The sequence below is a fragment of the Hahella sp. HN01 genome, assembly GCF_018986435.1.
In the GTDB taxonomy this organism is placed as follows: Bacteria; Pseudomonadota; Gammaproteobacteria; order Pseudomonadales; family Oleiphilaceae; genus Hahella.
The window spans coordinates 1-13383 of record NZ_JAHMIN010000001.1 but is presented as its reverse complement, the minus strand read 5'-3'; the positions used below and the strand labels follow the sequence as shown (position 1 = coordinate 13383).

Below are 13383 nucleotides of genomic sequence, written 5' to 3'. Positions count from 1 at the left end.
GAGGAAGGGAGGAGGAGAAAGAGAGTACGCTTGCGGCGGAAATGCCCGCAAGCGTTGATCAGTCTGGCGAGTCCAGACGCAAACGGGCGCTGACTTTGGCGTCAGAGGGGATAAACACCTGCTCCTGTGGCGTCATCAGCTCCGCATAGCGTTCCGGGGTGGCGTGAGCGCGTTGCTCTGCGATGAACTCTCTGAAGTCGATCACTTCCAGAATTTCCTCTTTGCCATAGCGGGCGAGCATGTCTCCACGTAGTCCCAACTGAATGGCGCGGCGCTCGCATTTGGCGCCGTTCGGCGTATGATCCGGGTCCCATTGCAGACGCACGTTGGAGTTTTGCACGGCTTCCTTCCAGGCTTCCTGAGTTGGGAACTCTTCTGGATTGTAGGAAGAGGGAACCGCTTGGCTCAGGATGTCTGCGAAGAACTGTCTGCGTACTCTCAGGCCCAGCACTACCTCTTGGCCTTCCTTCATGCCCCAGCCGCAGCGATACATCATCCACAGAAAGTTGGGTTTAATCCAACTCATGCGGGAGTAACTGTACGCGCCGCCGAAGCGACCGTGTTTGATGGCGTACTCGCCGATTTCCGGTCGATAAGCCTGATAAACGATGAGTGTGTCTTGATCCTGATGCGCCAGAATATGTCTGCCGCTGGCGGGCCAGAGAGTGGTCTGTTCGAGGTAGGGTGTGGTTTTAATATCTTTGATTTTCATTTTTCACTTCCTTAGTGATGTAGTTATTTCTCCTATTGCCGAATTTAACCGGCGGTGAGAGCGCATAGGTTAACCGAAGTGAAGGCGCGCGCCAACTACGGCGCCTTCACTTGATCGCGGCTCAGACTCCCGCTGCTTTCTCCAGCTCGGCGATGCCTTGTTCGATATAGTCCAGTAACCGCTGCATGGACGGCAGGGTTCTGCGGCAGGCGGTGAAGCCGAACTCCAGTTGGTCGCGATAGCTTACCAGCGTGATGTTCAATGCGGCGTAATCCACCGGGATTGATACCGGATACATGCCTTCCAGACGCGCGCCATTCCAGTACAGCGGCTTGTCCGGGCCGGGCACGTTGGATATCACCACATTGAACGCCTGCCATTTGGGCGCGAGGCCTGTCAGCAGATTCAAGCCCGAAGGCGCCAGGGTGAGGGCCGTGTAATTGACTGCTTCTTCCGGCGTCATCTGACGAAAGCGTTCTTTGGACTCCCGCGCAGAAGCCTGGGTCACCGCCAATCGACGCACCGGGTCGGCGATGTGGGTGCCGAGGTTGGCCAGAATCATGGCGATTTGATTGCCGCTGTCGCTGTCATCCTGACGGATGGACATGGGCGCCATAGCGATCAAGGGCTGATCGGGCAACGCCTGGCGACTGAGCAAATAGTTACGCAAAGCGCTGCCGCACACCGCCAGCACCACATCGTTGACCGTGGCCTGGAACGCCTTGCCGATCGCCTTAAAGCGCTCCAGCGCGTAGGACTGGGCGGCGAATCGGCGTGAGCCGGTAATGCGCTGATTGAGAATGCTTTGCGGCGCGCGGAAGATCAGGCCAGCGTCGCTGTCATCGCGGGCTTTCAGCAGGTTCTTGCCCAGCTCTCTGACCAGCGTGGGGACCGTGGCGATTTGTTTGCTGGCGCCTTCCACCAGTTGCGACAGGCTGTGAACCAAATCGCCGGCGGTGGGGGCGTGCGCCTCGCGCGTTGGTCTGGCGTCTTTTGATATCGCCCAGATCGGCGGCATCTCCGTCGCGGTAGGATCGAAAGAATACGATTTCACGCACATACGCATGGCGGCGACGCCGTCGAGCATACAATGGTGCGCTTTGTAGTACACCGCGAAACGGCGTCCGCGAATGCCTTCGATCAAATGGCATTCCCACATGGGGCGCTCACGGTCCATCAGGTTGCTGTGTTCTGCGGAAACATGCGCCAGCAGCTCCCGGATGCGGCCGGGCTTGGGCAGCGCTTCATGGCGGAAGTGGTGCTCAAGATCAAACTGGGCGTCAGTATCCCAATAGTAACGCCCCCAACGCTGGCGCAGGCGGCGGTTGAACGGCGGCTGCGGCGTTGCGTAGGCGCGCAGTTGCTGCGCCAGCTCCGTCATGTATTTGGCGTCGGCGTCGTCAGGGAAACTGAAAATATGGAGACCGCCGACATGCATAGGCTGTTGGCGCTTTTCCAGCCAGAGGAATATCTGGTCGACTGGACTGAGTGGGGTCATAACGTCTACTTCCTGGTGTGATGTGCTTTTTAGTTGTTATGCAAATTCGTTGTTATTGAATTTAATCGTCACGGCAAATTAACTGCCGCTACAAAGCCTGTAGCCAACCCTGGAGTTAAAGCTAAGTCTTTGAGACGGTTCAGTTTGGCGGAAGCCGGAACGGCTGACAACTGCTATCGCAGCCCGCAAGCGGCTGTATCTCGCTTGCGGGAAAACGGGAGACTGGCTGGGGGTCAATTTTTAGGTTTGAAGGGGTCGTTATCCTCCTCGTCGTCCTCTTCAATTTCCTGCAGGCTGAGAGAAAAGCCGCTGCTGGGCTTCTTGGCCGCCAGTTCTTCGGGGCCGGCGTCCTCAACTTTTTCATCGCCCAGGCTGGTGGGAACTTCCACCCCGGCGTGCAGTTTGATGCGCAGACGCAGGTTGTTGGCGGAGTCGGCGTTTTTCAGGGCTTCCTCCACGCTGATTTTTTCCTGTTGCACCAGCTTGAACAGCGCCGCGTCAAAGGTTTGCATGCCTATGTTTTCCGACTTCTGCATGATCTCTTTGATGCCGTCGATATCGCCGCGCAGAATTAGTTCACTGACTGTGGGCGTACCCAGCAGAATCTCGATAGCGGCGGTGCGCTTGCCGTCAATCGTTGGCACCAGACGTTGAGAGACGAAGGCTCTTAGGTTCAGCGACAAGTCCATCAGCAACTGATTACGCCGCTCTTCCGGAAAGAAGTTGATGATGCGGTCCAGCGCCTGGTTAGAGTTGTTGGCGTGCAAAGTGGAAATACACAGATGCCCGGTTTCCGCGAAAGCCAGCGCGTGCTCCATGGTTTCCCGGTCGCGGATCTCGCCGATCAGAATCACGTCCGGCGCCTGCCGCAGGGTGTTTTTCAGCGCGTTATGGTAACTGCGCGTATCGACGCCCACTTCCCGTTGGTTGATGATGCTTTTCTTGTGCTTGTGAATGAACTCCACCGGGTCTTCGATAGTAATGATATGGCCGCCGCTATTGCTGTTGCGGTGATCGATCAGCGCCGCCAGAGAGGTGGACTTGCCGGAGCCGGTAGCGCCAACGAACAGAATCAGACCCCGCTTCGACATCAATACTTCTTTCAGGATAGGGGGCAGCCCCAGGCTGTCAGCGTTGGGAATATCAGTCACGATATTACGGGCGACGATGGAGACTTCATTGCGCTGTTTAAAGATGTTGACCCGGAAACGGCCAACCTGGGGAATGCTGTACGCCAGATTCATTTCCAGCTCATGGGCAAACTGCTCACGCTGCTCTTCATCCATGATGGAGTTGGCGATTTCCATGATTCTGCCCGGCGGAATAGGGGTTTTATCGATGGGTTTCAATTTACCGTGAAATTTGGCGCAGGGCGGCGCGCCGGTGCTCAGGTAGAGGTCGGACCCGTCATTCTTGGCCAGAACGGTCAGATACTGGTTGAATTCCATGCAGAAGTCTCCCGAAGTGATGTCCGGTTGGTTTGGAGCATTGTCGACTTTTTGATTTTTTTCAAAGGGCGCGTCTTTAACAGATAGACGAAAATTATCCTTCCCGCCACCACAAAATGGCCTATTGAGCAGCGCTTGCCGCTATGTAAATCTACGGCCTGTTGCGGCTGAGCTTGCAATGATTTTTCGCAGACTGAAGAAACAGGGAGCGTAAAGTTAGAAAAGTTGGCTGTATGACATATAGTTTTTATAACGCATGATTTTCCCGGGGAAAGAAATCAACGGCTCATGCAGCTAATTCGCTACTCTATCAACTTCGTTCTGTTGCTTGCGCTGTATTACCTGGGTGGTCGCCTGGGATTGCTGCTGGATGTGTATTACGGCGGCGTAACGCCATTGTGGCCGCCCTCAGGGCTGGCGCTGGCGATGATCTGGTTCAGCGGCTGGCGCTGGGCGCCGGTCATCATCGTGGGCGAATTGCTGTCGGCGATGACCTTGCATCAGTCGATTCTCAACGGCGTTATCGGCGGCATTGGCCAGCTCAGCGAAGTCGCCTGCGCGATGCTGATGATCCGTTACTTTGGCATTACCCCTTATCTCAGCAGCGTCGGCGACAGCCTGCGCTTCATCGGCCTGGCCGCCTTGCTGGCGCCGCTGTTCGGCGCGGGATTAGGCGTGGCGGGACAACTCTCCAGTGGACTGATCACTCCGGGACAGGCCGGAGCGACCTGGATGACCTGGTGGCTGGGCGACTCTATCGGCATCATGATTGTCACTCCGCTGATTCGATTCTGGTGGATAGAGCCGCCTTCTGGCTATCGTCTGGTGTTGCGCTGGCTGACTCAGACTTCCTGGGTGGCCATGTTCTTCACCGCCGCCTTTGTGATTATTCCCGACAAGGCGTGGACCTTGTTTTTTCTGTTGCTGCCTTATGTCGTCTATACCTCCATCACCTTGGGTAAGCAGGGCGCGAGCCTGAGTCTGGTCGCGCTGGCGGCGCTGGTGTTGGGCGAGGGTGCGCAAGGCGTCTCCAGCGACTTTATGATCAGTGTGAAAATGGCGTTCGTTGGAACCTGCACCTTGCTGGCTTATGTGGTGACCGCCAACTTTGAAACCAATCGCACCATCCGTAGCATGCTGGCCACCGAACGCAACCGGCTGCGGACCACGCTGATGTCGATCAGTGACGGCGTGATCAAAGTCGATGAACGCGCCCATGTAGTGTTTATGAATCCCATGGCGGAGCAGCTGACTGGATGGAGCGAGCGCGCGGCCATGGAGAAGCCCTTCGTGGTGATCTGTCCTCTCAAAACGTTGAAAGAGCCTGGGCATCCCGCAAATCCGGTGGAGTTTTTTCTGGCGCAGACGCAACGCGATGCGCAGATAGAGAGTTATGCCTTTGAGTCCGCTGAAGATGGTTCCCGAACCCTGGAAACCCGCATTCGCCGGGTCGTCGGCGGTGGAGGACGGGGCGACCGACTCAGTAATGGCGCCGTGATTGTGTTGCGGGATATCAGCGATGAAGTGCGATTGCGTCGGCAATTGGAGCATCAGGCGCTGCATGATCCGCTGACCGATCTGCCCAACCGCCGCGCTTTGGACAATTATCTGCACCGGCTGTTAAGTGAGAACACCAACCATCTGGTGTCGGGTCTGCTGTACATTGATCTGGACCAATTCAAACTGATTAATGACACCTGCGGTCATGAGGTGGGCGATCTGTTGCTGAAAAAGCTGTCGTCCCTGTTGCGCAAGAATACGCCGGAGCGCGGCATGCTGGCGCGCATCAGTGGCGATGAATTCGCGCTGGTGATTGAGGGCGTCACCGAAGCGCAAACGCTGGCGGTGGCGGAGCAGGTGCGACAGACCATTTCACACTGTCAATTGGCCTACGAGGATCTGGTGTTTTCCGTGGGCGCCAGCATTGGCGTCACCTTTATCACGGACCAGGACAATAGCCGTCAAGCGGTGCTGTCCCGCGCTGATATCGCCTGTTATCAGGCCAAGGAAAGCGGACGCGACCGAGTCAGGGTCTACCATGCAGGCGATACCGTCATGATGCGTTATCACGGCGAACTGGAGTGGTTGTCGCAGTTGAAAAACGCTATCCAGATGGGACAGTTCGAGCTGTACCAGCAGGGCATTTTCTGTGTGGATGAAAACGGCGATGCGGTGGACATGCCGGGATGTGAAGTGTTGATTCGCCTGCGGAGACAGGATGAGATGGTCAGTCCTGGCAGCTTCATTCCTGTGGCGGAGCGTTTTGGATTTATGCCCATCATCGACCGCTGGGTGACGGAAACCCTGTTCCGGCGCATGTCCAGCAGCGTGGGATTGGAGTTTATCTATAACGTTAATTTAAGTGGCGCTACATTTAACGATCATGGCTTCTTCAAAGAGGTGGAAGGTTGGGCGGAGAAGTATCGCATTGATCGCTCCCGTGTCTGCTTTGAAGTAACGGAAAGTGTGGCGCTCGCTGATATCGCCCAGACGCGGGAGATTATCCGCAGCATGGCGCAGAAGGGATATCGTTTCGCCTTGGATGATTTTGGCAGTGGTTCCGCCAGCTATGGTTATCTGAGCGAATTGCCGGTGAATTACGTCAAGCTGGACGGTGGTTTCGTACGTCGGGTGCTGGAAGATCCGTCTGCGGAAATCGTGATTGAATCTCTGGTTAAAATCGCCCGCTTACGCAGCATGCATTGTATTGCAGAGTGTGTGGAAAGCCGGGATATCGCCTGCCGCATGGTGAAGTTGGGGATTCCGGTCTTGCAGGGCTTTTTCTATGACCGACCTCAACCCATGGGGCCGGTCATAAAAAGCGAGGAGAAGTGAAGGGCGTGGATCTTGGCGGCCAATGATGACCGCCAGTTTCCGTCAATCAGCACTTAGAATGTTTCGCTGACTTCCGCAGAGTTATGCTCCATGATCTGGGGCGCGCCGTACACCGCCACCTGATCGTTCAGGTAAATCAACTCGACGCGACGGTTCTTCTCATGGTGAGAGGAGGTCAGCAACGGCTCGCGGCTTCCCCAGCCGAAAACTTCCACCTGCTCGGGGCGAGCGCCGTTGTTCAACAGATAATCCGCTACACGCTGCGCACGCTCTGCAGACAGTCGCTCGTTGTAAGAGGCCTGGCCGGATGCGTCAGTATGTCCGTGTATTTGGATTTGGTAGTTAGGGTGCACGCTAAGAAAATCCGCATGCTGTTTCAGCGCCGACATATCTTCCTGGTTCAGATTGGATTTCTCCAATGGGTAGAAGATAACGCGGGGTTGAGGTGGTTCGACGCCTGCGAACTGGTTCGCGCCGCCATACTCTTTTTCCAGGGCTGCGGCTGTTGCGTCGTCAAGTACTAGAACAGTCATATCATTTCCCTCCGTGGTCGAGGCGCTTGTTACTTCGGTTGTTGTGCTGTCAGAAGTTGTTCCTGCAGCGTTTATTGTTTCAGCGGCGTTCGATGTCGTTATTTCTGGGTTGTCATCGGCCTGGGATAAACCGTAGCTATACAGCTCATCGGCTTCCGAAGTTGACACATCCCTATTATTGTCGGCGACTTCCACGTTATGGGCCGCTGACTTTACAGCAAAGTCTTCGGAAGGTGAAGACTCCGGCGTTAGATTTTGCGAGCTGCACGCTGCGATCATGGCCACGGAAAACAGAGTGGCGCTGATGCGAGTGAATTTATTTGGGTTCAGTACGGGGTGTTTCATGTCTCTGTCCTGTTCTGTTGTTGCCTTGTGATTGTCATTACAACAACGAAATCAGGCGCGACGATGGGGGCTCCCGGGGCAATGCGCTGACGAATCATGGCCAAATGTGGCGGAGGCCCTGATCAGGTGAGAAGGCGCTTAGCCTCCGCCTGTGCGCACAGCGGTATGAGCCAATTGAGCAATTGCAGCCGCAACCAGTGCGGGTCTTCCACCGGCAGATCGTGCCCGGCTGTAGGATGCGTGACGCAACGGGTTTGCCAGGCCTGCGCCATGGCGATAGAGCATTCCGGGTCCACCAGTTTGTCGCCAAGACTGCACAAAATCAGGCAGGGCCGGTTCGGCGCGAAATCAAACGGGCAACTAAAGCGCGCCGCCGCCGCCAGCTGACGCAGAGCATTAACCGTGCGCACCGGGCGCTCACGGCTCCAACCGGTCCAAAGGCGCAGGCGCTCACGGGTGCGCAATAAAGGAGACAGCGTGAGCTGCATAATCAGCTTTTCCCGACGGGCGGTGGTGACGCCGACGCCTTTCAGCACCTTGGGCCATACACGCAGCCGCAGGCGACTCCAGGGCGCGCCATAGGGACGCATGCTGGCGTTGATCAGCGCCAGTCCCGCGACTTCTTCAGGATGATCAAAGGTCCATTGGGTGGCTAACATGCCGCCCATGGATAACCCTACCAGCACCAGTGGGCGCTGCGTTTGCCAGTGTTCTCGCAGTCCGGAGATCATACTGGCGATAGTAGCGGGGGTGGTTTCCTGGTTCCGAACGCCGTTGCCGGGGATATCCAGGGTGTGTACGCGAACGTCCAGCCCCCTTGCGTCCAGGGCCTCCTGCAATTGGGCGTTGAAGCCTTCCCAGTGGCGTCCGTCCCGCATCCATCCCCGCAGCAGGATCAAATCATATTGATCCCGCGCTGGAAACTCATGGACCTGGTTCATAATCAGGACTCATACCACAGGGATAACGCCGCCAGTTCATAGTGCTTGCGCTGGCGTTTGTCCGGCAGCCAGTTGCCGTAAGAACGCACGGCGTTTTTCAGAAAGTCGATGAAGATAAGGTGGCGACGCAGTACGCGGCGCAATCGATGGGGAAGCACGGGATGGAAGAAGCCCAGTAACTGGATAAGCTGGCGCGGATTCTTTTTGATCCAGAGCCAGGAGCCCATTTCCATGGTGATAGGCAGGAACAGGCGGTTGGCGGCTTTCGCCTCCATGTACAAGTAGTCCCATAAATCGCCATGGGAGGTGTAGACCCGGGACTGCGGTTCGAAGGTGTAGACATGGTTGGGATAGGTTTCGAACAGCAGGTTACGCAGCGCGAAGATCTCCGGCAGGTGATAAATCGGCTCTTTACTGTAGGCGTAAGGAAACCAGATCTGATCGTTGAAACCGAAGCCTGAGTGACAGTCCAGCGCCATGCTGAACGGCGCCGGAAACAGGCGCTCCCGAATAAAGTCACAGAGAGCCACCGCCTCTTTTTGCATTGGCTGTCCCTTCTGACCGCGATACCAGGGAATGCGCGTGGTCAGACGGTGGCCGCCCAGCAGGGGCGGGACGCGGGCTTCGGCGTCCACTGGGGCGTTACGCATCAGGTCGATGCCATTGCCGTTGGCGCGGGTCTTGCGCATCATGCCGGCAGGGTTAAGGGCGGGAAGAAAATAAAGCTGCAGGTGATTCAGCTCTTCCTTCAGCCCTTCATCCCAGGTCAGCTGCTTCAGCAGGGACTCCATGAAGGCGAGGATAACCTGCGTGCCTATTTTCTCCAGACCGTGCACGCCGCCGGTGAGAGCCAGTGCGGGCTTGTCGGGGCCGGCGGCGCCGACTTTGATCAGGTACAGCGGCAGTCGGTAGCCGCGGAATTCAACGGTATCCAGAATTTCGTGCTGGACATTGCCACCGCCGAGTTCAATTAACTGCTGGATTTTATTCAGTTCATTAACCGGAAAATGAATTTTCGGATACATAAAGCTGAGGGGTCCCGTTCAGTCAGACGTCCACCGAGCGTCGCAACGCCGTCGTCAGGAGGAAAGCGGCGTCGCATCCTTTCAATAAAGGGTAGAGCCTATGCTGTAATCATGAAAGTACTGTGACGTAATCGTCCGATAGAATGAAAATTGCGTTAAACCTTAGCCGCCGATCTGTAACTATGCTTATAATTCGGTAGTAAGTGTGTATGAGGTGTATAGAATGTTTCGTCGGACGTTATTGATTTTAGCGCTCAGCTTCGCCTGTCAGGCTAACGCGGACTCCCTGGCGCCGGAGCATGAAATGCGCAGATTGTTATTTGTCGCCGAAGAGAGCATCGAAGCGGAAAGGTTCGCCCAGGCGCAGGAGGCGCTGGATAAAGTTGCCGAACTCAACATTACGCCAACGGTCCAATACTATTTCTACCGGGGACGGGTGGCGATGAAATCGGGCGAGTACGAGAAAGCCCGTGAAGCCTTTGTTCGTTACGTCAATCTCGCTGGCAGTGAAGGCGAGTACTACGAGGAGAGCCTGCGCTCCATTACGCGTCTGGATGACCAGCTCAAGCCGCCCAAGCAAACGGCGGAGTCCACCTCCATCGATTGGAGCAAAGTGGTGGAAAACGGCAGCGGCGAATACCTGCAGAAGCTGCGAGGACTATACCTGGCGGGATCTGATCAGAGCGCGCTGGTGCAACACATCAACAGCCTGTTGGCCGCCAATGTCTACATCCCCTCCCGCATACGTAAGCTGAATGAAGAAGAAGGCATTGTTTACCGCGTCAGTGTTAACTCACGGAACGAAATCGTACTGCAGGAAACCAATTACCTGAGCGCGAACGTCAGCCACAATGTCTCCCGCTTTAAGGTGTTTGGCGTCGATCCCTATGTGCGCACCGGCTGCGATTTGAATCAGCGCGCCTGTTGGCTGTGGAATCCTGAAAATCAGGATGAAAAATGGCTGATGATCACGGAAAACAAAAGTGCGGTGGATGAGTTGAGTCGCGCTATGACGGAATTGATAAAACTACTGCAAAGCTGATAATGACGCGGCGCGGGGTTAACAGACGCCGCGCCGCATTTCTAACGGATTGGGTTGTTGGCTTTGATGGGCTGAACTGGCGTTGATTGGGCGACCATCGGCGCGCGCGACCACTTCACTTCTTCACTACAGGTTTCAGAATACGCGCATACCGAAGAGACGGCGCTGACCGGCGTCGCTTTTTCCAGGTTCGCCTGAGGCAGGCTGAAATCGTATCTTTTTTCCTTGGTCGGCGGCGTTCCTTGCAATTTGGACACGATAGCGCTCGTCAGTATGAAGCACAGACCGATCAGGGCCGCTTTGCAAAATGAAAATCGAATCATAAAAAGGGCTTTCTGGCGCTGACACTTTATGTATCTAGCGCTGTTTACAGGAGAGTTACCTCAAGTATCTCCTAAAACGCCCAATACGAAAGCGGGCTTCTGTGAAACACTGTCAAATGTACGCTGACGTCACTCCGCGTCAGGCAACTCGATCACGAATTCCGTCCCTTCACCCAGTGCGCTGTTTACTTGGATTGCGCCGCCATGGCGGTCGATAACCAGTTTGACGAATCGCAAGCCCAGGCCGCTGCCTTGTACGCCCTGCTGCTCTGAGGCATGGGTGCGGCGAAAACGTTCGAACAGGTAGGGGATTTCTGAGGCGGCGATGCCCGGTCCCTGATCGCGTAAGTGAATCAAGGTGCTGGCGTCGGCTTTTTCCAGCTTCAGTTCAATGCTGTGGTTCTGCGGCGTGAATTTGACTGCGTTCTGTAAGAGGTTGACCAGGGCTCGCTCCAACAGGTCCGCATTGGCTTTGATGGGCAATGAGTCTTCTTCACAGTACACCTGCACCGCAATGCCCCGGGTGAGGGCGCTGGGGGAGATGGAGTCCACCGCGTTATCCACGATGTCCAACAGCTCGCAGTCGTAAAAGTGAATGTGGTCCGCCGCTTCCACCCGCGCCAGTTGCAGGAAGGCTTCCGCCATGCCCAGGCTCTTTTGCGTCAGTTCGCGGGCGGCGTCGATCTTGGACGCCAGTTTGGCGTCAGGCAGCGCCGCGCTGAGGGTGTCCAGCAACGCCAGCTGCGAGGCTAGCGGCGCGCGCAGGTCATGAGAAATGAAGTGAATGGTCTCCAGACGTTTTTGCTGGGCTTCATGTATCGGTGTGATATCGGAGAAGTTGACGATAATGCCGTTGGCGTTCAAATGGGTGAAGCGCATGGGCGCCAGGGAGATCAGGACCGCGGTGTTGCGGGTGTGTAATTCCATGGACTGCGCTTCGCCCGCCACCAGCACTTTGCGCACTACGGAATCCCAGAGCGCTGGCGTGAACTTATTGGCGATAGGCATGCATTCGGCGATATAGGCGTTGGCGGTCGCGTTGGCGCTTAGCCAGCGGCTGGCGTGTTCGTTCAGATACAGAATACGGCCGACCTCATCGCCCACCAGCACGCCGTCGGGCATGTTGGCGATGGTTTCGGATACAAACTTGCGCATGTCGCGGATAGCGGCGATAGCGAAGCGCACCTGGGAGATACGGCGGTCAATAAGTTCGCTGGAAGGCTGACGGAGAGTGGTTTTCTGCATCAGCCGGGGATACAGGCGCTGCAGGTAGTCGGCGGTCTGCTGGAGCTGGTCAGGATGATCTTCGAAGCGCATGTATAACGCCATTTTGCCGACCGCGTCGGATACAGGCAGAAGGATCTCCATCATGCCCGCATCGGCGTTCAAATCGATACGCTTCTGTCCTCCTGGGGCGATTTCACGAAACTCCCACAGTGCAGGTTTAAGCAGGCGGGTGACTTGTTGCGCCCACTGTTGGGGTGAGTCATAGATGCCGCCCTGTTGCAGGCGCGGCTCCTCCTCCAGTCGCTTCAACTCCTGATTCAGAAACTGGTTGAGGCGACTCAGGCGTCGCCAGCTCCAGAAAGGGTAGGCGAATATCAGTGAGAGCACGACCGCCGCCGGCGGATACCATTGGTGGTCCACCCTCAGCAGCAAATAACTGAACACCAGCACTGACAGCGCCAGGGCGAGGGTCAATGGTAGATTTTTCTCTGGCGACACCCGCGGATACACCAGAGCGGCGATCAGCACCAGACTGAGTGACAGCAGGTATTGCCAGGTGGGAGAAATCAGACGATGCATATTTTTGCGCACGAGTCCCTCGAATACGTTGGCGTGCACTTCCACCCCCGCCATGCTGGTGGAGGCGCCGGATACCGGCGTTGGCAGGAAATCTCCCAGGCCTGCGGCGGTGGCGCCGACAAATACGACCCGGTTCTGGAAATAGTCAGGAGGAAGCTCGCCATGCATAACCTCGCTGTAAGACAGCGTGGGGAAGCTGCCCGGCGGCCCGATGAAGGGGATCAGGCGATACTGCTCGCGGACATTGAAGGCGCCGCCGTTATCCAGTTCCTCTTTCTTCTGGCGTTCGTCGGGATACAGGTTCTGATATACCGAGAGCGCCAGACTCGGCCAATGACTGTCTCCCAGGCCCTGATACAGATATAACCCCCGCGCGATGCCGTCAGAGTCCAGCTCCATCTGGGCGTGTCCCAGGCCTTCTGCGGTGTCGATGAACTGCGCGATGGGCAGAATCTCAGTGAGATGGCCGGTATTACCGACATGATCGATATGCAGAGGCAGAAACACCTTGCCGGATTCCGCCATGGCTTGAGCGAAGTCCTGGTCAGCCTCGGGAGAACTGCGTTCTGACAGCAGCAGGTCGAACGCCACGGCGCGGGCGCCGGAGTTGCGCAGGCGTTTGATCAGAGCGGCGTGGCGATCCCGCGACCAAGGCCAGCGGCCGTATTCCAACAGGCTTTTTTCATCGATGGCGACGATGACGCTGGTCGTGCTGGTGCTGACTGGGCGCACCTTGAGGCAGAAATCATAAAACAGGTAATCCAGTCGCTGCATCCAGCCGCTGGATATCAACAGGAAGCAGAGTCCCACCAGAATGGCGGCGAATAGATAGCGCTCGGTGACGGGGAAGCCGCGGCTATGGCGGACTTGGGAAG

General features: G+C 56.5%; 10 protein-coding genes. 2 read left to right on the top strand and 8 right to left on the bottom strand.

Annotation, left to right across the window (positions count from 1 at the left end; translation table 11 throughout):
* Positions 1-58: 58 nt before the first annotated feature.
* The 3 genes from KP814_RS00050 to KP814_RS00040 form a co-directional block, all read right to left on the bottom strand.
* On the bottom strand, positions 59-712 hold the full coding sequence (locus KP814_RS00050; protein ID WP_216734833.1) for a DUF4291 domain-containing protein: 654 nt from the start codon (positions 710-712) through the stop codon (positions 59-61).
* A 121-nt stretch (positions 713-833) separates the two neighbouring features.
* Complete coding sequence (locus KP814_RS00045) at positions 834-2210, bottom strand: wax ester/triacylglycerol synthase family O-acyltransferase (RefSeq protein WP_216734832.1); 1377 nt, start codon at positions 2208-2210, stop codon at positions 834-836.
* A 233-nt stretch (positions 2211-2443) separates the two neighbouring features.
* Entirely contained in the window at positions 2444-3658 is a 1215-nt protein-coding gene (locus tag KP814_RS00040) for a PilT/PilU family type 4a pilus ATPase (protein WP_216734831.1), read from the bottom strand.
* 288 nt (positions 3659-3946) lie between these two features.
* Between KP814_RS00040 and KP814_RS00035 the strand changes: the two genes are divergently transcribed.
* Positions 3947-6493, top strand: a complete 2547-nt coding sequence (locus KP814_RS00035) for an EAL domain-containing protein (protein ID WP_216734830.1) — start codon at positions 3947-3949, stop codon at positions 6491-6493.
* Positions 6494-6546: 53 nt separating this feature from the next.
* On the opposite strand, the gene KP814_RS00030 is transcribed toward KP814_RS00035, so the two are convergent.
* The 3 genes from KP814_RS00030 to KP814_RS00020 all read right to left on the bottom strand — a co-directional run bounded on the left by KP814_RS00030 (position 6547) and on the right by KP814_RS00020 (position 9337).
* The gene (locus KP814_RS00030) at positions 6547-7371 is read right to left on the bottom strand and encodes an OmpA family protein (protein WP_216734829.1); all 825 of its coding nucleotides are present in this window, start codon (positions 7369-7371) and stop codon (positions 6547-6549) included.
* A 122-nt stretch (positions 7372-7493) separates the two neighbouring features.
* Positions 7494-8312: an alpha/beta fold hydrolase gene (locus tag KP814_RS00025; protein ID WP_216734828.1), complete on the bottom strand. Its 819-nt coding sequence runs from the start codon at positions 8310-8312 to the stop codon at positions 7494-7496.
* A 2-nt stretch (positions 8313-8314) separates the two neighbouring features.
* Complete coding sequence (locus KP814_RS00020) at positions 8315-9337, bottom strand: M14 family zinc carboxypeptidase (RefSeq protein WP_216734827.1); 1023 nt, start codon at positions 9335-9337, stop codon at positions 8315-8317.
* 223 nt (positions 9338-9560) lie between these two features.
* Here KP814_RS00020 and KP814_RS00015 point away from each other — a divergent pair, with 223 nt between their 5' ends.
* Positions 9561-10379, top strand: a complete 819-nt coding sequence (locus KP814_RS00015) for a tetratricopeptide repeat protein (RefSeq protein WP_216734826.1) — start codon at positions 9561-9563, stop codon at positions 10377-10379.
* A 41-nt stretch (positions 10380-10420) separates the two neighbouring features.
* Here KP814_RS00015 and KP814_RS00010 read toward each other — a convergent pair whose 3' ends face one another.
* A complete protein-coding gene (locus tag KP814_RS00010; RefSeq protein ID WP_216734825.1) occupies positions 10421-10636 on the bottom strand; it encodes a hypothetical protein in 216 nt (71 codons plus the stop codon).
* Positions 10637-10831: 195 nt separating this feature from the next.
* Positions 10832-13383: CHASE2 domain-containing protein (locus KP814_RS00005; protein ID WP_216734824.1), on the bottom strand; the 2552-nt coding region annotated here is incomplete at its 5' end.

What these genes read in the sequence shown, in the direction of transcription:
- KP814_RS00020 (WP_216734827.1), bottom strand. Translation starts at nt 9,337, where the DNA reads ATGTATCCGAAAATTCATTTTCCGGTTAATGAACTGAATAAAATCCAG.
- KP814_RS00035 (WP_216734830.1), top strand. Translation starts at nt 3,947, where the DNA reads ATGCAGCTAATTCGCTACTCTATCAACTTCGTTCTGTTGCTTGCGCTG.
- KP814_RS00050 (WP_216734833.1), bottom strand. Translation starts at nt 712, where the DNA reads ATGAAAATCAAAGATATTAAAACCACACCCTACCTCGAACAGACCACT.
- KP814_RS00045 (WP_216734832.1), bottom strand. Translation starts at nt 2,210, where the DNA reads ATGACCCCACTCAGTCCAGTCGACCAGATATTCCTCTGGCTGGAAAAG.
- KP814_RS00040 (WP_216734831.1), bottom strand. Translation starts at nt 3,658, where the DNA reads ATGGAATTCAACCAGTATCTGACCGTTCTGGCCAAGAATGACGGGTCC.
- KP814_RS00025 (WP_216734828.1), bottom strand. Translation starts at nt 8,312, where the DNA reads ATGAACCAGGTCCATGAGTTTCCAGCGCGGGATCAATATGATTTGATC.
- KP814_RS00015 (WP_216734826.1), top strand. Translation starts at nt 9,561, where the DNA reads ATGTTTCGTCGGACGTTATTGATTTTAGCGCTCAGCTTCGCCTGTCAG.
- KP814_RS00030 (WP_216734829.1), bottom strand. Translation starts at nt 7,371, where the DNA reads ATGAAACACCCCGTACTGAACCCAAATAAATTCACTCGCATCAGCGCC.